This is a genomic window from Draconibacterium sp. IB214405, assembly GCF_033963885.1.
Taxonomy (GTDB): Bacteria; Bacteroidota; Bacteroidia; order Bacteroidales; family Prolixibacteraceae; genus Draconibacterium.
Window position 1 is genome coordinate 67,254 of the sequence record NZ_JAXBMA010000003.1, and the last position, 20,344, is coordinate 87,597.

Consider the following 20,344-nt stretch of genomic DNA (forward strand, 5'->3'; position numbering starts at 1 on the left):
AGGGCAATATTTTTCTATTCAATTTTTGCGTATTAAGCGCCCGGAATTCCTCCCATACCAAATACCATGGCAAGAAGTGCAACCGTTTCGATAATACCCATCGCACCGATGTACATACCAGCCCCTTGTTTATCATCAACAGCGAGGTTAGCACAAGCAGCGGCACCAACTTTACCCTGCATAATTGCCGAGGCTGCAATGGCGATACCTACAAAAAATGCCCAGATCATCTGGTTGGTATAACTGTCGGGACTAAGATTAGCGCCAATCATCGAATTCATAAAGATCATACCATAAATTACCTGGCTCAATGGCATACCTACCATTGCCAACGCCAGCGAAGGAAGTTTTTTCTTGTCTCTGATTGATTGTTTCCAAAGTCCTAAAGCTCCCATTCCTGCAATACCGGTTCCGATTGCCGAACCTACACCTGCTATTCCCAGTGCAATGGCGTGACCGCCAAAGCCTGTAACTGTTGTTGCTAAAATTGTTGTTAAAGTCATTGTTATACTATTTTAAAAATTTTTATTGTTTGTTGTCCTTCAAATTGAAGGGTTTATATTCATTTCCAGAAAATTCAACTTCTGCATGACCGGCGTATTCCAGCATGTTTAATCGTACTCCGTGAACCAGTACTGCCATAGCTGCCAGAATCATATTTAATCCGTGTCCGAGTATTAAAACTAGCACAGCACCGATTCCGGAAAACACTGTGGTAATACCGTCTCCAATCGCCATTTGGTTAAAACTTGCGGCCATTAATACAGTTGACAAACCAACCGCATAAAGCCGGATATACGAAATAATGTCGGAAAAACCGTTTATTATACTTAGCGGCAAATTACCAATGGAAGAAATCATTCCTTTAAACAAGTTCGGACCCGGTTTCGAGAACAAGGCCACCAGCAGTGCTCCTCCAACAAATAACCAAACCATAAACGCCGGTGCTTCAATTCCTAAAACCATTTGGTTTACAATCAGGAATAAGCCCCAAATTATTGCTATCCAGCCAAATTGCGCAATGGCTCTAACACTGTTGTTAAATTTCCACGCCACTTGTAAATGCCCAACGGTGAGGTGAACTGCTCCAATCAAAAACATGAGTTTTTGAATAATCAGACTGTCGCCACCAAAACTGGCCAGTGCTTCAATTTTTAAGCTGCGTAGTACCGGTAGTTCTGCAATTGCTTCCGATCCAAAATAGGTTCCTGTTAGCACACCCCAAAACATAATCGACACCGAAAGTGTATATATCAAACCAAACTCAATTTGTCTGGCAAACTTTTTCTTCCGGTGAACCAAAAAGGTAATCAGTAAGAACACCAGTCCGTAGCCGGCATCGCCCACAAGAATTCCGGTAAAAAAGGTAAAGAATACCATAAATACCCGAGAAACATCCATTTCCTTGTAACCCGGAACCAGACCCATAAAATCCATTACCGGTTGGATTCGTTGTGCCCATTTTGGCGTTTTTACAAGGGTAGGGACCTCTTCCATTTCTTCGGGCAGAGGATCTTCAATTATGTAGCCCCAGTGGCGTTCTTCGGCGGTTTCAATAAATTCATCAACGTGTTCCAATGGAATAAAACCTTTCCAAAAACGAACATGTTTATCCACTGCCAAACCACCAAATTGTACATTCCGTACATCGTAACGACGCAGGCGTTCTTTTAATCCGTCTTCCAACACGGCTTTCTGTGCGTGTAACTGAAGTAAAAACTTCCGATTAGTTTCCAGATCGTTGTTGGTGGCGTTTAATAGCTCACTTGCGTTCTCCAACTCATTCTGAGGAAAAGGCGTTTCCTCCATACCCGGAAGTTCTTCGTCAGCATCTTTGGCGAGCAAAATAACCTGAGTTAGATCGTTTAATTTGCCAACAACCTTAATGTCTTCACGATCGGATACTTTCTTAAATTCCCTTTCATCAAGCAGGTATGGTTTTATCCATATTCCCTTGTTGTTAAGGTCTTTTATATCTTTTAGCGTAATATTTCCCCAATTCTCAAACCAGGCAATTTCGCCGGCTAAATTGAGCTTAATATTTTCCAGTTCCTGACGATGGTGTTCAGCATCCAATACTGTTTCCATGAGGAAAACCGCGCCTCTTTCCAGTTGCGAATAATCGGTAATTTCTTCATTCCCGGTATCAGACAGTTGCTCGTCATCGTAACGATTAAGAACTGAAATAGCCTGTTGAAGCTGTTTTATACGTGCATCAACCCGTTCAATCGATTCGTGTTTAGCCGCCTGTAAGGGAGCAATGTGTAATACTCCAAGTTGTCCAAGCGCGGTAAGCTCCGCATCGATATCAACAGCAGAGTCGGGCATAAACAGCATTAATTTTTTCATTTCTGCTATCATAGTTTGCCCTCCAATAGTTTGCTTGTTTTTACCACTTTTGCCGTTGCAATTGTCAATCGTTCGTCGTCCTGCAACTTTTGCCCAATCTTACGAATGGCCAGTTTTGCATTCGGAATACGGCGATTTTCAAACAGTTTTACCCGTGCACGCACATCCAGCAATTCTTCCTCTAAAAGTTCGATTTGCTCTTTCAGACATTCGATTTCGGCCAGCAATTGCAGTTGTTCCTGCATCAGCTCGATTGCGTCGTCCACCCACAAGGGCGTGTCTTCGTTAATCGGCATAACGTTAAAATCAACTTTTACGTATTGCTGAACACGAACACCGGCCACATCAATGGTTTTGGTAATGATTTTATTCACCGAGATAAATTCATCGATGTTTACCAACGAATCGCTCATTACGGCTGTCCAAGGCTCTGCAGCTATGCGGTTCTTTTCAATTTCTTCGCGAATTTGCTCAATCCGTTCAGCGATGGTATTAATGGTTGCCATCAACGATTTTTCCATCGCTTCAAACAACGGCAGCATCCTTTCCGAAACCTTCAGAATTTTCTTCTGACGGGCCCGTTCGGTTTTTGTATATTTTATTTTTATACCTGCCATTATTTGTCCTCCTTGTTTTTACCGGGATTTACAACCGATGCCAGCACTTTAGCACCTTGCTTTTCGTCGAACGAAAAGGCCCGGGTTACCAGCTGCAGTTTCAGTTTATACACCAAAACTTCGGTTAATGAAAATGTTTTACCGGCCTCAATATCTTGTAGTTCCTGCCACTGCCAACGCATAATATTTAATTCACGCTCCAAGGGATTTCCGCGAAGAGCAGCGTTTGGTAACCGTTCAGTTTTTGCCTGACGGTTTTGTACTTTGGCTTTTCGAACTTCTGAAAGATCTTCTTTAATATCTTTTAATAACGAGGAAATACTTTTTACACCAACATTGGTTTCCAACTTTTGAATATCAGTCGATTGCAGCAGTTTGAAGTGTCGGGAAGACAACTGTTTTTTTGCTTCATCGTTAAATTCATTAATTGAAATCGGTGGTGCCTGATCAAAGGACAACGATGGCAAACTGGTCATAAGATAAACCATGTTTGACATATTTAATCCTCCTGAGTTTTAGTGATTCGATCAACCAAATCCTTGTTCAATAACGAAAACAGGCCACTCTCAATTTCTTTTGAGCTTACCACGAAACTGATTCCGTCTTTGTCGGTTGATTTTACTTTTATTTTGGCCTTACTTGCCGAAAGTGGTTGTAAAGTTACCTCTTCCTGGAGCGCTTCTTTTAACAAAAAGGCTTCCATTTCCTGATGTAACTCCGGCGGTACTTTAATAGATTTTTTCCCTGAAATAGAATCGATAACCACTTTAAGCAGTTCTTTCAGGTATTCTTCCTGGCGGAATAAAGTTTTACACTCTTTGCCAAATACCTGTTTCATGTGATTTAGCAGCGCAATTTTTGTGGCTTCAACCATATCGCGCGAAGCCTGTGCAATTGCTTTTTCCGCATTTTTTTCGGTTTGAGAAGCTTTAGTTTCTGCTTCTTCAACAATCTTTTTGCTGGTAGCTTTTGCTTCGGCAATCAGTTTGTCAGCCTCCTGTTTTGCGTTTTCAATTATACGTTGCTTTTCCGCTTCGCCGGCATTTATTCCCTGCTCCTTAAGTTTGGAAACAATTCCTTCCAGGTTTTCTTTATTTTTTGTCATTTCTTTTCTGATTAGTGGTTAATTCCAATATTGCTCGATCAATTTTTTACTCAACCCGGTTTCGGTTGGTTCAAAATGTCGTTTCAAAATATCCCAGCATTTGTCTAATGCGGCTTCCAGCTCAATTGGTTCGCCAAATGGCTCTTCCATATTTGCAATAAAATCTTCGCGGTAACGCAGTAATTTTTGCGAGAATGTATCGTTTGCGGCACCAACTTCAGCAGCTTCGTATGCTTTCTCAGCGTCGGCAAGCAAGGATGCCATAACGGTCATAATAGGGCGGTGGTCGTTTCGGGTAGTGTCGTTCACCTGCTGCTTTAAACGCGACAGCGAACGCGCCAGTTTCAGCTTGCCATTGTCAAGGAAGAACTGTCCCTCTGTAATGTATCCTGTATTATCAGGAACCGGATCTTCAAGCGATTCAAGCGTTGTTGCACCGATAATGGTGATCGATCCTGCGCCTTCAATGTCGGCAGCAACTTCGTAACGTTTTGCCAGCTCAGAGTACAACGAACCGGGATATCCCTGTAACGAAGGAATCTGATCCTGGTAGTTAGCCACGTTACGCAAAATATTCGACCAGTTGGTCATGTCGGTAAGCAGCACCAAAACATCTTTTCCCTGATCGGCAAATTCGCGAGAAACACTTAATGCCACATCGGGTAACATTAGGCCTTTAATCTGCGAGTCACCTGCAAGGTGAGTGAACATGATCGTTTTATCGATATTTCCCGATTGCGACAACTGCTCTTTGAAATAGTGGTACTCATCGAATTTCAAACCGATACCGGCAAAAATAATTACATCGGCCTGTGCTCCCTGTGCAATCTGCGAAAGCAAACGGTTGTATGGTTCGGTAGGACCGGCGAAAATTGGAATCTTTTGCGATTTTACAAGCGTGTTAAACACATCGATCATCGGGATACCAGTCCATAGCGGTTGCTTGGGAACCAAACGAACCGTTGGATTTAAGGTATCTAATCGTGTTGAAACATGTTTGTCGAAAATAATTTCAGGACCACCGTCGGCAACATCGCCAATACCATCGAAACTACGACCAAGCATATTGTACGAGAAACCAGCAGTTAGCGGAACCTCGTGCATGCGTATTTTGGTTTGAGTGCTCAATCCCTGTGTTCCGTTGAACACCTGGAAACGCGTTGAGTCTTCGGTAATATTAATCGCTTTGGCAAACGACAGACTTTGGTTGGTTTTGGCTTCCAGCAGTTCAACCACGTGGTTGAGTGCCACTCCCGGATTTCCTTCAACCGAAATCAGCGCTTTACCAACTTCGCTTATTCTATTTATTTCTTTTCGTATCATAGTGTGTACTCTTCTTGTAAAATAAATTGTTCGATTTTCTGTGGAAGAACGGCCATTTCATCGATGCTTTCAGCTGTGGCATTCCAGTCTTTCCACCACTGGCGCAATTCATCAAATTTTGCTTTTACCATCTCTTTTACTTCTTCATCCTCTTTATCATCCTGCACAAAATTGATGGTGCTATCGATAAGCTTTTGAACGGCCTCGTTAATTACGATAAGGCGTTCAGGACGTGTACATGCATCAACTTTGTGAAATGCGTTTTGTTGCAATACACAGAAATCGATAGTAAGTCCTTTTTGAAAAAGCACATATTTTTCTACCGGAACTTTTTTCAAACCGATAGTACTGATAGTTTGATCGATACCATTTGCTTCGTAAAGCGTTTGCAACATTTTATTGCGGTCGTTCCACGAAATAAAACTGTCGTATACCGAAGATGTGTAAGCCAGCGGATCGATTGCCGGATATTTTTTTGCATCGGCACGGTCTTGCGATAATCCCCAGAAACCGCCGGTTGCATCCATTGTTGCTTGAGTTACCGGCTCCTGGAAGTTACCACCAGCAGGCGATACTGTTCCGATAAAAGTTAGCGAACCTCCTGTTCCCTGATCGGCACCGGCACGCTGATACATCCCTTTAATCTGATCCGGAATATCCATAGGGAAGGCCTCCGGTCCGGGAATGTCTCCCTGGCGTCCACTTCGTTCGCGAAGTGCTTGCGCCCAACGTGAAGTAGAATCGGCCAAAAGCACCACATTGTAACCCTGGTAGCGATAATATTCACCAACAGTTAATGCGATAAATACACTGGCCTCACGCGCCGCAACAGGCATCGAACTGGTATTACCAAAAATACACATCCTGTTCATCAGCGAGTCGCCGGTTGACGGATCTTCCAATTCAGCAAAATCTTTAAACACCTCAACAGCCTCACCGGCACGTTCGCCACAAGCTGCCATAATTATGATATCGGCAAGTGCATATTTACACAAGGCATGTTGTAATACGGTTTTTCCTGCACCAAATGGGCCCGGATTTCCAACAGTACCACCATAACTAACCGGTGCCAGTAAATCGATAACACGTACTCCGGTTGAGATTGTTTTACTTGGAATTGCGCGCTCTTTAAACGGAATTGGTGATTTTACCGCCCAACGGAATGCCAGTTTTAACTCATGTTTTACTTCATGACTGTCAATAATAACAGCAACTGTTTCCGTAATATTTACTTCGCTTTTCTCTATAATGCTTTCAACAGTACATTTGCCGAAATTGAAAGGAACCAGGATACTCTGTGTCAATCGCCCTTCTGGAACTGTACCAATGGAATCGCCACCTTTAACCTTGTCTCCAATGGCAACCGATGGGGTAAACTCCCATAACTTTTCTTCATCAAGCGCCGGAGCTTTCATGCCGGGCACCAAATACGGATCTTGCTCACCCAGTTTGTACAAAGGATTTTGAAGTCCGTCCCAAATACTGGTTAAAAGTCCGGGACCAAGAAGTACGGATAAAGATTTTCCTGTAAATTCCACCTGATCGCCAATCTGAGCACCGGTTAAATCTTCAAAAACCTGCATTTCTACAATACCGGCGTCCGCATTTTTCGGATCCGGATTAATTTGTAAAACTTCGGCTTGCAACGACTTACCATCTACTATAACATTGGCAGTTTCACCCATTATCACATTTCCGTAAAATCGTGCTTTTACCAGCGAATCCTGAATGGATATGAGTTGACCTGTTCTTGTTGTATTTTTATTCATGTTCTTTTATATAGAATGTCTAAAAACTCTTAAAATATATTGTTTCCTAAATATGGCGTAACCTTTACTATTTTTTTGAGCAATATTTTAATAAATCTTAACGTATAACTAGTTATTGTCACTTCGACACTTTGATATTGAAAATAGCATAACTATACCGAAAATAACGTTTAAAATAGCTGCCGCAAATACTCATCTCACTGTTACTAATTGTGTTATAAAGTTGCTTCGCGTTAAACCTATATGATTTTAAATTTAGCAGGCATGATATATTCGCGAATTGATCAATAATTTATTCAAATATTAAAGAAAAAGTGAATCGACAGGATTTGGTGTATAGTTTACAGCAAACACAGGCAACTTACTTCCGTGTACAATTTCTGCGGCAAATTTCCCAATATTGGTATTTGAGAAAATTGACTCCTGATGTGTACGTATAATTAGCAGTTCAGGTTTTTCTTCTTTCATATAATCGAGAATAACCTGATGCGATTCCTGGTTGTAAACCTTTAGAATTTTAATATCACACTCCAAATCATGCTCCCAAAGTGATTGTTGAATTTTACGCGCATTTTTTAATGCAAGGCTCTTGTTTACATCGATATCGGCTTTAAGTGTCGATAAAATCGTAATTTTTGCCTGGTGTTTTTTTGCCAGAAACTTAGCCCATAAAAGCCTCTTTTTAGTCGATTGTGCGATATCAATCGGGATGGCAATATTTTTAATTTCAGGAACGCCAAAGTCTTTGTCCACCGTTAATACCGGACATCTCGACAAACTTACCAGTTCATTTATTTCGTCTTTACTTAAAGCGCCCGGGTAAGTATTACTGCTTTTATCAACCAAAATAAATTCCAAACGATCTGCTTTTGATTTTTCAAGCAGAACATTCACCGGATTTCCGGCGCGCACCGAAAGAACGATGTCCTTAGGAATTTTTTTCCCAACTACTTTTTTTACAAAGTTCGTTAACTCTGTTTTGGCATCGTTAATTGCAGCTTCCGACTCTTCAGTCTGAAAATTGCGTTCAAAAAAGCCCGGTTCTTTTATAACATTAAGTATTACAAGTTTTACCTGCAAGGTGCTTTGCAGATAAAGCGCCTCTTTTAAAACTGTTTCTCCTTCTTTATTTGGCGAAATAAGTGCCAAAATGCTGTATTCTTTCTGTTTCATAGCTGTTGTTTTATTCTGATACCGACCCGACTATTCGTTTTCAACCACAATTAAATCCCTGTTGGTGTTGTCGAGGTAATTGTTAATCCCTTTACATTTTGTTTTCGCCTGTATCGTACTAAATGTAATATCAGTGCCGTTACAGAAGTCGTGAAAACACGTTTGTACCTTATCCGAAACTTTGTGGTTTTGTGATTCTAATACAAAAAGCACTTCGAGGTTTGATTGTGTTTTTTTACATATTTCGAGTACCTGTTTGCAGAGATCTTCCGACGGATTTTTGTCGGGATTACCAACAAACAGGATCTTTTTCGAAGTTTCGCCTTCGAATGTTTCGGGCAAAATAAACAGGGGATGTTTTGCCGTATCGATAATTTTTTCCAAACATCCGTTCTGACGTTTACACGAATCCTCAAAAGAATTATAGGTGGATAAAACCAGGTTGTGCCGGCCTTTAATTATCGGTTTGTAACTCAAAACCGAATTCAATTCGCCTTCAATAGAGAGGGTATTTATCTTTTGCTTTTCAATAGTGAAATGCTTTAATATCCTGTTCTTTAAGGCGCTTAATTCATTCTTTGTGATTCTTTTTAAGTGAAGACTAAGTTTTCGCACCATTAAGTGCCCCCAACCCGGATTTTGATAGGTTTGTAAAAGCGTCACAGGTGATTTTTCAGTATAAAGAAATCTCATGGCAAAAGATGTAGCATGCCAGCTACCATCCGAAAAATCTGCCAGTATCATTATCGAAGGTTGATTATGTCGCAATCTCACACTCATTTTCACAATTATTTTGTTTTGAACAAAATTACGGGCAGATGGCAAGAGTTCCTACAGGCGAAAACCTACTTGATATAGGGAGAACATCTAAGAAAAGGTAGGGAAACCCCTACCTGTAGTTTATGTGTGTGATTGTATGAAATGCCGCAATTCTATTTTACAATATGAAATAATTTGAACAATTCTCCCTTAAGAGCCGGCATCCCGAGGATATGATTTTTAAATAATTATTTTTAACGATAAAATCTTACAACAATGACTAAACGAATCAAACTGTTTGCAAAAACATATGGTGTACTCCTTTTATTTTTAATTTCCTGCAGCAAAGATCCGGACCTGACAATGGCTGCATTATCATTTGTTACATCATCGCTTTCATCCGAAAGCCTTTCATACGAAGGCGGTACAGTTGATATTGACGTGGAATGGGAACACACAGAGTGGAAAATCAAAAGCGGCAGTACCATCGAAGGTAACGGAATTATTTCCGGAATCAGTCCTAAAAGTTTCGGATCGGTTGATAGCGAAAGTACCGTTACAACTGTTACGGTTACCTATATTTCAAATTCTAATCTAACGGCTAATCGTCAGGAATTGATTTTGTACTCTACTACCGACAATTTGAGCGATACAATAATTCTTGCACAGGAAGCCAAGCCGGCTCCAAAACTTTCTATTGAAATCGATCCGGAACTAACTTACCAGGTAATTTCTGGTTTTGGCGGTGCAAATATGATTTGGGGAAGCGATTATCTTACTTCATCAGAAATGGATAAGGCTTTTGGTACAGGCGAAGGTCAACTCGGACTTTCCATATTTCGCGTCCGTCTTTCATCCAGTAAAAGCGAGTGGGCAGGATTGGTTAATTCGGTTAAAGGCGCCAATGATAAAGGAGTTTCTGTGCTTGCTTCGCCATGGTCGCCACCCGCAATTTGGAAAAGTAATAACAGTGTTAACGGAGGCGGGTACCTGCTAAAAGAACATTACGCCGATTTTGCAGCTTATATCAACGAATTTATCCAGTTTATGGCTGATAACGGAGCAAAAATTGACGTGGTATCTATTCAGAATGAGCCGGACTGGCAGGCATCCTACGAGGGATGTGAATATACGGCCGAGGAATTGCTCGATTTCGTAAAAAACTATGCTGATACGATTCAAGGAGCAAAAGTTATGGCTGCCGAGTCGTTAAACACCAACCACGCTTATACCGATGACATTCTGAATGATCCGGTTGCAGCAGAGAATCTCGATATTGTTGGTGGTCACTTGTACGGATCGGGACTGGCACCGTACGCTTTGGTTCACGAGAAAGGGAAGGAACTCTGGATGACAGAGCACCTTTTGAACCTCGACAGCGGAAATAATCCTGATAACTGGACGGCAAGTTCCGATCCAACTGTAATTTGGGAGGAAACCATGGAAATGGTAACCGAAGTTCAAACAGCGATGACGTACAACTGGAACGCCTACATTTGGTGGTACATTCGCCGTTATTACTCGTTTTTAGGCGATGGCGAAAAAGGAAACACCCGAGGCGAGATCTTAAAACGCGGGCATGCTTTTTCGCAGTTCTCAAAATTTATCCGACCAGGCTACCAACGAATTGATGCACAGCTTGAAAATGCTTCAACAAAAGCAACAGTTACTGCATTTAAAAGCGAAAACGATATTGTAATCGTTCTTGTAAATCCTTCCGATTCTGAACCTTCCGAAATGAGTTTCACCTTGCCTGGAGCGTATTCAAAAGCAACTGCATATACAACATCACTGTCGCAAAACAGCGAAAAAGAAGAATTGTCGCTTAGTAATTCAGAAGTGAATTTTACCTTGGAACCGGGAAGTGTAAAAACATTGGTTATCAATAATTAAACCACAGCTATGAACAGGAAACTTAGCTTTATTAAATCCCTGGAAATTCAGCAAAATTTTAGAATTCAAAACTTCATTTTTGGGTTGTTGTTTTTATTGACTGCCTGTAATCCACAGCAAACCGAAACACGTGAACGAATAAGTCTCAACCGGGATTGGCAGTTCTTCAAATATACATCCGATTCGTTGGCTGATCAGCTAATTTATGATGTTCGTCCGGCAATAAATGAAGGAAACCTGGTGAAGGATGCCGACTCGAAACCTACCGAAGCTGTTGAAGTTGAAAGTACACAAAAGGTACTGAAAGATTGGATTTTACCTACAGCAAATGATTTTATCAATGATTCGAATAATAAACATCAACGGCCGGATGGAAATCCGGGAAGTGATTTCCCTTTTGTAAAAGCCGGTTTTGATGATGCTAGTTGGGAAACAGTAAATCTGCCTCATGATTGGGCAATAAAAGGTCCTTTCCAAACCGGATGGAATTCGGAAGTTGGCGGAGGAATGGGGCGTTTGCCGGTGAACGGAGTAGCCTGGTATCGCAAAAAGTTGGACATTCCGGAAACGGATAAAGACAAACGTATTTTTCTTGATATCGACGGAGCCATGTCGTACGCTATGGTTTGGTTAAATGGAAATTTGGTGGGCGGCTGGCCATATGGTTATGCTTCTTTCCGCCTCGATCTCACTCCTTATATTGTTCCCTGTGCAGAAAATCAGTTGGCCATCCGTTTGGATAATCCCAATTATTCTGCCCGTTGGTATCCGGGAGCCGGTCTTTACCGCAATGTCTGGCTGGTAAAAACCAATCCGGTTCATGTGGCACAATACGGAACTTACATAACATGTGAAAATGTTTCCGAAAAGTCGGCAACCATCAACCTAGAAGTGACAATTGACAATGACTCTGAATCGGATGCCAATGTTGAAGTGCTTACAGAACTGTTTGAATTAAAGGAGGCTGGAAAGCGGGCAGAAGAAGCAACAGCAGTTTTTGAAAGCCAAATTTCGGAAGTAAAATCAGGGAAAAGTTCTGAATTTAAAAGTTCGATTGTTGTTGAAAATCCAAAGCTTTGGGGACCACCACCTACGCAGCAGCCCAATTTGTATGTGGCTGTTACCACTGTTTTTCAGGATGGCAAACCAATCGATTCGTACGAAACACGTTTTGGAATTCGATCGTTAGAGTTTGATCCTGAAAAAGGAGTGTTGGTAAACGGAGAACTGATCAAACTGCAAGGTGTAAACAATCATCACGACCTGGGAGCCTTAGGTGCGGCGTTCAACAAAAGAGCAGCCGAACGACAGCTGGAGATTTTACGTAAAATGGGTTGTAATGCCATTCGAACAGCGCACAATCCACCGGCACCGGAGTTGCTAGAACTGACCGATAAAATGGGGTTTCTGGTATTGGATGAGATATTTGATTCGTGGGAGCGCAAAAAAACTGATCACGATTTTCACCTTATTTTCGAAGAATGGTCTGAACCGGATACAAGAGCTTTTATTCGCCGCGACAGAAACTGTCCGTCAGTAATTATCTGGAGTTTTGGAAACGAAGTTGGCGAACAATATACGGAAGCCGATGGTGCTGCTGTTGCCCGCAGACTCTATGATTTTGTAAAGGAAGAAGACAGAATCCGACCAACTATAACAGCGATGAACTTTGCCAAGCCGTTAATGAAAATGCCTGAAGTTGCCGATTTTATCGGTTTGAATTACCAGGGAGAGGGAATAAGGCAAGATCCGATGTTTGAAGGTACAGAGCGGATTCAGACCGTGCCGATGTATGATGCTTTCCATGAAAAATATCCTGAAAAAGTAATCATTAGTACCGAAACTGCCTCGGCATTTAGCAGCAGGGGAATTTATTTCTTCCCGGTGACTGATAAGTTGAGTTCGCCGGTTCGTGATGGAATGGGAGGAGATTCAGAGCAAATGCAGGTCAGTTCGTATGAACTTTATGCGGTTGATTTTGGATCGAGCGTCGACAAAGTTTTTGCTGCCGTTGACAGTCATCCTTTTGTAGCCGGCGAGTTTGTCTGGAATGGCTTTGATTACATTGGCGAACCAACTCCTTATTATGGGGCACGAAGTTCATATTCCGGAATAATTGACCTGGCCGGTATCCCAAAAGACCGTTACTATTTGTATCAATCAAAATGGCGCCCGGAGTTACCGATGGTGCATATTTTGCCGCATTGGAACTGGCCTGAAAGAGTTGGTAAAACTACACCAGTTCATATTTTTACTTCGGGAGATGAAGTGGAACTGTTTCTGAATGGCAAATCATTGGGCAAAAAGAAAAAGGGCGAATTAACGTATCGTTTGCGTTGGGATGACGTGGTTTACGAACCCGGAGAATTAAAAGCAGTTGCATGGAAAAAAGGAGAGAAGTGGGCTGAACAAATTATAACCACAAGTGGAAAAGCCAATTCGCTGCAAGCTGTTGCCGACCGGAAAGTAATAAATGCGGATGGAAATGATTTGTCGTATATTACTGTTCGCATGGTTGATGAGAATCAGAATTTTGTTCCTAAGGCCAATAATCAGGTTGAATTTTCAATCGAGGGACCAGGAAATATCATCGCAAGCGATAACGGCGATGCAACTGATATGACTTCTTTTACCTCTTTAAAACGAAATGCTTTTAGCGGAGTTGTTGTGGCCATTGTTCAAACAACCGACGAAGCCGGAACAATTACAGTTACTGCAAAGGCCGATGGTTTAAAACCTGCCGAAATTCAGATTGAAAGTATTAAATAGTTTGGTCGGTTTGTTGTTTACTGGCAAACTCGGTAGGCGACATTCCGTAATGACTTTTAAACGAATTGCTAAAGTGCGACAGGTTGGAATATCCCAGCGAATAAGCCACTTCGCTAACCGTTAACTTTTTATTGGTAAGAAGGTAGGTCGCTTGTTTCATGCGAATGTTGCGGATAAAGTCGCGTGCCGACTGGTTGGTAAGTTCTTTCAGTTTTCTGTGCATGTGTACACGGCTGATACCAACACCTTCTGCCAACATTTCCACGTTTAGTTTTTCGTTCGAAATATTGTCTTTAATGATATTCATTACTTTCTCCATCAAAATCTCGTCGTGCGATTTTAACTCAATCTGATCGACGTCGAACTGACCGTTTTCAGCTTTTAGCTGCTCAAAAACTTTCTTACGGTTTTCCAGAAGATTGGCAATTATCTTTTTGATGAATTCGCTGCTAAACGGTTTAACTATGTACATGTCGGCGCCGGTCTCAATACCTTCAGCACGGTTTTCGTCTTTCGAAAGTGCGGTTAACAAAACCACAGGAATATGTCCGGTTTGCATGTTGCCTTTTATCTTTTTACAGAGCGTTATCCCGTCCATTTCCGGCATCATAATGTCGCTGATCACCAGGCTTGGTTTTTCTTCCATCAACAGCTCAAAAGCGTGTTTCCCATCGGCAGCACTGATTACCGTGTATTTTTCCGAGAGTTCGCTGGTAAGATAATCCCTGATTTCCTGTTCATCATCAACAACAAGTATTTTGTGCGCTCTTTTACCGCCTTTTTCAGCTTTCGCTTCTGTTTTTGAGATGCCCGGGAAGAACTGACGGTGAATGCGGTGTATCGGCGCAGGCAGGGTATTTTCATTAGTTACGATGTCTTCGGCAGGCAAATGTTCGTTACCCAATGGCAACTCGATAATAAACCTGGAACCGGGTCCGTCAGCTTTATTTTCGGCTTTCAAAACTCCTTTATGCAGATTTACCAAAGCCCGCGACAAATGCAACCCGACACCGGTTCCTCCGCGATGCGACGGATCTTTCGATTCGACCTGGTAAAAACGGTTAAAAATACGTTCAATCTCAGTTTCTTTAATACCGACACCGGTGTCGCTTACCGCAATTTTAACCGCGTCAACAGCTTTGTTATCTTCGGTTTGCATTACCGTGTGTGTAATTTTCAATTCAATACTTCCTTCGGGAGGAGTAAATTTAAATGCGTTCGACAAAAGATTGAGAATAACCTTTTCAAAATTCAGGGGATCAATCCAAACTTCAATATTTTCATCCGGCGCGTAGATATTAAATTGAATGTTCTTTTCGGCCGATAGAATCTCGTACGATTGTGCAATCTCGCGAATAAAATTGTACAGATTGGTTTTTTGAAACTTAACTAAAATAACGCCCTTGTCAATACGCCGAACATCCATTAATTGATTGACCAAACGCGATATACGGTGGGCATTCTGGTCGATAAGGTTGTACAAACGCGACGTTTTTGGATCCGTTTTTTGTAGCATCAGTTTTTCTATTGGATCAATTATAAGGGTGAGTGGTGTTTTAATTTCGTGCGAGATATTGATAAAAAACTGCATCTTCATTTCGTTCATTTTCTCCAAATGACGACGCTGGATCATTTCTTTATAAAACATCACAATTCCGAAAAACAAGGTGCCTAAAAGTAAAGTCCACAATATTTTGGCCCAGGTGGTTTTATACCACAATGGATAAATTATTATTGTAAGTTTTCGAGGGGTAGAGTAGAGGCCTTTATCCACACCGCGCACTTTAAATGTATACGTTCCATAATGCAGGTTGGTATAGGTGGCACGCCTGTTTTGGGCATTTGTACCAATCCAGTTTTCATCGAAACCTTCCATCATGTATTCGTAACTTATTCGCGACTGGCTGGCCAATTCTCCCGATGTAAAACCAATGGAAAAAACATTGTCCTTTTCATGCAAACGAATGGTGTCGGCCAAAACAATCGACTTTTTCAGAATGACGTGTTTTCCCGATTTATCGCCAATTTCAACAGGTTTATTAAACCGGTTAAACTCGGTTAACAATACATCGCGAATTCTTCTTGTGTAATCAAGGTAGTTACGTTTAATCTCTGTCATTCCGTTGATCCCACCAAAAAACAACTCATTTTTATTGCTTCGGAATGTGGAGTTTTTGTAGAACTCATTCGCCTGAATACCGTCGTATGCGTAGTAATTAGTAAACGTATTATTTTCAGGATCAAAACGCGAAAGCCCGTCGTGTGTGCTTATCCAGATTTTTCCAAACTCATCTTCATTAATTGCGCTAACCACGTTGTTACACAAACCGTCTTCGGTATTGTAATATCGGGTATCAAAGGTATTTACGTCAATCCGAACCAGCCCGCTGTAGGTGCCTGCCCAAATATTTCCACTTCGATCGGCCTGAATAGCGCTTACCGTGTTGTTATTTATATTTCCGTTGGCGGTATTAAAAAGTTTAAGCTTATCGTTCTGAACATCGTAATAAAGCAGACCGACATAGGTGCCAAGCCAGAAATTTTGTTTTCGATCGATAAAAATGGTATTTACCCACATCGGCAACTTGCTGTTCAGTTCATCGTCGCCGGTTAGGCCCTGCCGGAAGGTTTCGCTTTTGGGATCGAAACGACAAATACCACCACCCAACGTTCCGAGCCAAAGTAAACCCGAGCGGTCTTCTGCAATACAGGTAATATTGTCGTTACTTATACTATTTGGGTTTTCCGGATCGTGTTTATAGTTTTTTATTTCGCCGGTTCGTTTGTTGTAACGAATTAACCCGTTAAAGTAGGTTCCCAGCCACGCGTATTCATCTTTTCCGTTGTGAATGGTAAGAATATTATTGGCATCATTTTCCTGGTTTTCACCCGTTAGAAGTACGTGTTTAATGCTGTTATTCTGGCGATTAATCTGGAACAAACCATCGCCATCGGTACCCACCCAAAGTTTATCGTCTATACCTGCAATTGAAGTTACACAACTTGATCCAATACTGTTTTCGCCAAAAGCATGGTAACCATAGTGCTGAAAAATCTCAGGTGATTCAGGGAAAAGAAATAATCCTTTTTGGAAAATACTGGCCCAAATATTACCACCATTATCTTCAATTAGGCAATGAATTTTACTTTTTGCAAAATCGAAAGGAGAGGTGTTCGGCGAAAAACTGCTTAAGAGTTGGTTCTCCGGATTAAAACGTTTCAATCCAAAACCATCAGTTCCAACCCACAAACGTTTTTTCGAGTCGAACAGCAGGCTTTTTACCGGCAATATGGTTTCATCTTTCTTTTCGGAATGAATTTCAACAACTTGTTCGTTAAATTTCGGAATCTGAATTAAACCGCCTTTCAAACTGCCTACATAAATATTTCCCAGGTCATCTTCGCAAATCGATGAAATATTGTTGCTTGGTAAAACATTTCCGTTATCCGACGATTCGGTAAAGAGTTTAACTTCGCCACTTATCGGATCGTAAGTGTTTAGTCCGTCATTCTCGGAGCCAATCCACAAAACACCATTCGAATCTTCAAAAATAACGCGTAAATTTTGACTGCAAAGTTGTTTGTTTAATGTTTCGTTGTAATCTACCGCTCCGGTTTTATGATCGATACGAATTATCCCGTAACCTGAAGTAGTCATCCAGATATCGTTATTGGCAACCATAATAATGGAGCTTATATAAAGATGAATTCGTTCGTCGGATATATACAGAGGAATTTCAGTAAACGACTCGCTTTCAGGATGATAGATCTGAAGTCCGTTAATTTGACCAACTAGTAAGTTCCCGTTATTGTCTTCGCCAAGTGCGGTTACAAAATTGTTTTTCAGCGAATTATCGTCGTTTGGAGTTGCAAAAAACGTTTTAAAATGAATGCCATCAAAACGGTTTAAACCATCTTCGGTTGCTACCCAGATAAAACCTTTTTTATCCTGGTGCATGGCATTTATTAAGCTATTGGATAAACCTTCTTTATAATCGAAAAAATTGTTGCTTTGAGCATTTGTCAGACCAGACAAAAGTATTAAACAAACCAGTAAGAAGACGTTAGTTCTGATTTTCATAAGTACCACTTAGGAAGAGTCGCTAAGGTAGCAAAATAGTTTCAAAATTATGAGCATGTAACCAATGTATAACAATATGTAACCAACAGAAAAGCCATGTAACACGAGTTAAAATGCCCGTTACAGGCGGTCAAGTTCTTAAGGAAGCTTCGGTTGTAAATTTGTGTTTAAGATTTCGAGACAGTTTTCGAAATTTTATAAACCAAACTGAAGAAGACTTATCCGATGAAACTGATCCTAAAAAGAGTTGTGTGTATTGTGCTGTTTTTTGCAGCGGCTAATGTTATGTTAGCTTCCGGCACAAACGACGGTTCAAAACTCTGGTTTACCAATTTTTCTTTGCCTGCTGATTATAACGGACATGAATTTTCATCGGTAGTAATTTCAGAATACTCTCCAACATTCGAAATCATCCAAAACGAATTTATTAGTAGCCTGAACCAATTGTTCACCCAAAACACTAAAAGCAACTCGAAAACATCTGCCGGAAGTATTTGTATTGGTACCTTACAAAACGATTTTATTGCCAATTCTATTCAGCCCGAAATTCTAAAAAATGCCGGGAGCGATGGTTTTATTATCAAGTATCTGGCTGACGACGATATTACAATAATTGCAGCCAATACAGATAACGGATGTTTATACGGAACTTATCATTTTCTGCGCCTCTTGTGCACCAATCCTCAAGCATTAAACGACCTAATTGTTGAAAATCCTGCTTATAAACGAAGAATATTAAATCATTGGGATAATCTTGACGGAACGGTTGAAAGAGGTTACGCAGGACGTTCTATTTGGCTTTGGGACGACCTGCCCGAAAAACTTAATCCGCGAATTATTGATTATGCACGAGCCAATGCATCGATCGGAATAAACGGAACGGTATTAAATAATGTAAATGCAAGTCCTGCTATATTAAAAGAAGAATACCTGCAAAAAGTAAAGGTCGTTGCTGATGTTTTGAGGCCTTATGGGATTCAGGTGTATTTATCGGTGAATTTTTCGTCGCCAAAAATACTGGGCGGATTGCCTGATTCTGATCCCTTAAAACCGGAAGTGAAAGACTGGTGGAATAACAAAGTAGCAGAGATTTATCAGCTAATTCCAGACTTTGGCGGTTTTGTGGTAAAAGCAAATTCTGAAGGCCAGCCCGGTCCGCAGGATTATGGCAGAACACATGCCGACGGTGCAAATATGCTTGCCGATGCGCTCAATCCTTATAAGGGAATAGTAATGTGGCGCGCTTTTGTTTACAATCCTTCGGGCGACGACCGTGCCAAACAAGCTTACAACGAGTTTAAGCCGCTCGATGGTAAATTTCGCAACAATGTAATGATACAGGTTAAAAATGGCCCGGTTGATTTCCAGCCACGCGAACCTATTAGCCCGTTATTTGGAGCGATGGAACACACTACTTTAATTCCAGAACTTCAGATAACGAAAGAATATTTGGGATTTTCAGATCATTGGGCTTATCTCGGCACTTTATTTCAGGAATTCCTGCAAACGGATACCTACCAAAAAGGCAGAAACACAACTGTTTCACGTGTTACCAACGGAGATGTGTTTAACGACTCGATAACCGGTATTGCAGGCGTGTCCAACATCGGACAGGATATTAACTGGTGCGGAAGTCATTCGGCACAGGCTAACTGGTACGTTTTTGGTCGACTGGCATGGAATCCTGACCTACCCGCAAAAACGATTGCCGAAGAGTGGCTGGAACAGACTTTTTCACACAATACAACATTTATTAAAGAAATGGGCCGTGTGATGATGGAATCGCGCGAAGCGGTAGTAAATTATATGACACCGCTTGGTTTGCATCACCTGATGGGGTGGAGCCACCACTATGGTCCTGAACCCTGGTGCGAAATTCCGGGTGCCCGCCCTGATTGGCTGCCTACTTATTACCACAAAGCCGATTCTTACGGAATTGGTTTCAATCGATCGTCAACAGGAAGTAATGCCGTTGAACAGTACGCAGAGCCATTAAAAACTATGTTCGACGATCCGCAACTATGCCCCGAGAAATTTCTGTTGTGGTTTCATCATCTGCCATGGGATTATACCATGAGTAACGGCCGCGAGCTGTGGGACGAGTTGTGCTACAAATACAGCGAAGGCGTTACACAGGCAAAACGTTTCAGGGAAACCTGGAACAGCATGGAAAAATTTGTTGACGAACGACAGTTTAAAGAGACAAGCGACAAACTGGATACTCAGGTGAAAGAAGCCATTTGGTGGCGCGATGCCTGTTTACTCTACTTCCAAACCTTTTCGAAACGCGAAATACCCGCTGAACTGGATGAACCGGTGCATCAGCTGGACGAACTTAAAAAACTAAAATTCGACTTGAAACACCACAATTAATTAAGCTGGACAATAATATTTCAAATTAATAACCAATAAAATGATCTATGAAAACGACCTGTTTCCTTTCCAAAAAAGTAATTACCGCACCTGCGGCACGAGACGATACGGCAAGTATCACAAGAACTGTTAA

General features: G+C 41.4%; 13 protein-coding genes. 3 read left to right on the forward strand and 10 right to left on the reverse strand.

Translation table 11 applies throughout. The features are described from left to right. Positions 1–32: 32 nt before the first annotated feature. From SLH46_RS10345 to SLH46_RS10385, 9 genes are all read right to left on the reverse strand, one after another. A complete protein-coding gene (locus tag SLH46_RS10345) occupies positions 33–503 on the reverse strand; it encodes a hypothetical protein (RefSeq protein ID WP_320281110.1) in 471 nt (156 codons plus the stop codon). Between the two features lie 22 nt (positions 504–525). After that, on the reverse strand, positions 526–2,349 hold the full coding sequence (locus SLH46_RS10350; protein WP_320281111.1) for a V-type ATP synthase subunit I: 1,824 nt from the start codon (positions 2,347–2,349) through the stop codon (positions 526–528). 8 nt (positions 2,350–2,357) lie between these two features. Continuing rightward, positions 2,358–2,966 (reverse strand): V-type ATP synthase subunit D, encoded by a 609-nt coding sequence (locus tag SLH46_RS10355; protein WP_320281112.1) that lies wholly within the window; start codon positions 2,964–2,966, stop codon positions 2,358–2,360. Then, on the reverse strand, positions 2,966–3,454 hold the full coding sequence (locus tag SLH46_RS10360) for a DUF2764 family protein (RefSeq protein WP_320281113.1): 489 nt from the start codon (positions 3,452–3,454) through the stop codon (positions 2,966–2,968). Before SLH46_RS10360 ends, SLH46_RS10355 begins: the two co-directional genes overlap by 1 nt. 11 nt (positions 3,455–3,465) lie before the next feature. Further along, positions 3,466–4,071: a hypothetical protein gene (locus tag SLH46_RS10365; protein WP_320281114.1), complete on the reverse strand. Its 606-nt coding sequence runs from the start codon at positions 4,069–4,071 to the stop codon at positions 3,466–3,468. An 18-nt stretch (positions 4,072–4,089) separates the two neighbouring features. Further along, entirely contained in the window at positions 4,090–5,394 is a 1,305-nt protein-coding gene (locus SLH46_RS10370; protein WP_320281115.1) for a V-type ATP synthase subunit B, read from the reverse strand. Further along, positions 5,391–7,163 (reverse strand): V-type ATP synthase subunit A, encoded by a 1,773-nt coding sequence (locus SLH46_RS10375; protein WP_320281116.1) that lies wholly within the window; start codon positions 7,161–7,163, stop codon positions 5,391–5,393. The genes SLH46_RS10370 and SLH46_RS10375 overlap by 4 nt, the downstream gene beginning before the upstream one ends. 303 nt (positions 7,164–7,466) lie before the next feature. Then, the gene (locus SLH46_RS10380) at positions 7,467–8,336 is read right to left on the reverse strand and encodes a universal stress protein (RefSeq protein ID WP_320281117.1); all 870 of its coding nucleotides are present in this window, start codon (positions 8,334–8,336) and stop codon (positions 7,467–7,469) included. A gap of 30 nt (positions 8,337–8,366) precedes the next feature. Further along, positions 8,367–9,116, reverse strand: coding sequence for a hypothetical protein (locus SLH46_RS10385; protein ID WP_320281118.1), 750 nt, complete (start codon positions 9,114–9,116; stop codon positions 8,367–8,369). 255 nt (positions 9,117–9,371) lie between these two features. Between SLH46_RS10385 and SLH46_RS10390 the strand changes: the two genes are divergently transcribed. Both SLH46_RS10390 and galB read left to right on the forward strand, forming a co-directional pair. Continuing rightward, on the forward strand, positions 9,372–10,988 hold the full coding sequence (locus tag SLH46_RS10390) for a glycoside hydrolase (protein ID WP_320281119.1): 1,617 nt from the start codon (positions 9,372–9,374) through the stop codon (positions 10,986–10,988). A gap of 9 nt (positions 10,989–10,997) precedes the next feature. Beyond that, entirely contained in the window at positions 10,998–13,757 is a 2,760-nt protein-coding gene (galB, locus tag SLH46_RS10395) for a beta-galactosidase GalB (RefSeq protein ID WP_320281120.1), read from the forward strand. On the opposite strand, the gene SLH46_RS10400 is transcribed toward galB, so the two are convergent. Then, positions 13,750–17,838: a hybrid sensor histidine kinase/response regulator transcription factor gene (locus tag SLH46_RS10400; RefSeq protein WP_320281121.1), complete on the reverse strand. Its 4,089-nt coding sequence runs from the start codon at positions 17,836–17,838 to the stop codon at positions 13,750–13,752. The genes galB and SLH46_RS10400 overlap by 8 nt on opposite strands. A 225-nt stretch (positions 17,839–18,063) precedes the next feature. On the opposite strand from SLH46_RS10400, the gene SLH46_RS10405 reads away from it, so the two are divergent. Beyond that, on the forward strand, positions 18,064–20,211 hold the full coding sequence (locus SLH46_RS10405) for an alpha-glucuronidase family glycosyl hydrolase (RefSeq protein WP_320281122.1): 2,148 nt from the start codon (positions 18,064–18,066) through the stop codon (positions 20,209–20,211). The last annotated feature ends 133 nt before the right edge of the window (positions 20,212–20,344 follow it).

Coding starts and splice junctions, on each gene's coding strand:
- SLH46_RS10370 (WP_320281115.1), bottom strand. CDS start 5,394: ATGATACGAAAAGAAATAAATAGAATAAGCGAAGTTGGTAAAGCGCTG.
- SLH46_RS10400 (WP_320281121.1), bottom strand. CDS start 17,838: ATGAAAATCAGAACTAACGTCTTCTTACTGGTTTGTTTAATACTTTTG.
- SLH46_RS10375 (WP_320281116.1), bottom strand. CDS start 7,163: ATGAATAAAAATACAACAAGAACAGGTCAACTCATATCCATTCAGGAT.
- SLH46_RS10405 (WP_320281122.1), top strand. CDS start 18,064: ATGAAACTGATCCTAAAAAGAGTTGTGTGTATTGTGCTGTTTTTTGCA.
- SLH46_RS10355 (WP_320281112.1), bottom strand. CDS start 2,966: ATGGCAGGTATAAAAATAAAATATACAAAAACCGAACGGGCCCGTCAG.
- SLH46_RS10345 (WP_320281110.1), bottom strand. CDS start 503: ATGACTTTAACAACAATTTTAGCAACAACAGTTACAGGCTTTGGCGGT.
- SLH46_RS10390 (WP_320281119.1), top strand. CDS start 9,372: ATGACTAAACGAATCAAACTGTTTGCAAAAACATATGGTGTACTCCTT.
- SLH46_RS10350 (WP_320281111.1), bottom strand. CDS start 2,349: ATGAAAAAATTAATGCTGTTTATGCCCGACTCTGCTGTTGATATCGAT.
- SLH46_RS10385 (WP_320281118.1), bottom strand. CDS start 9,116: ATGAGTGTGAGATTGCGACATAATCAACCTTCGATAATGATACTGGCA.
- galB (WP_320281120.1), top strand. CDS start 10,998: ATGAACAGGAAACTTAGCTTTATTAAATCCCTGGAAATTCAGCAAAAT.
- SLH46_RS10365 (WP_320281114.1), bottom strand. CDS start 4,071: ATGACAAAAAATAAAGAAAACCTGGAAGGAATTGTTTCCAAACTTAAG.
- SLH46_RS10360 (WP_320281113.1), bottom strand. CDS start 3,454: ATGGTTTATCTTATGACCAGTTTGCCATCGTTGTCCTTTGATCAGGCA.
- SLH46_RS10380 (WP_320281117.1), bottom strand. CDS start 8,336: ATGAAACAGAAAGAATACAGCATTTTGGCACTTATTTCGCCAAATAAA.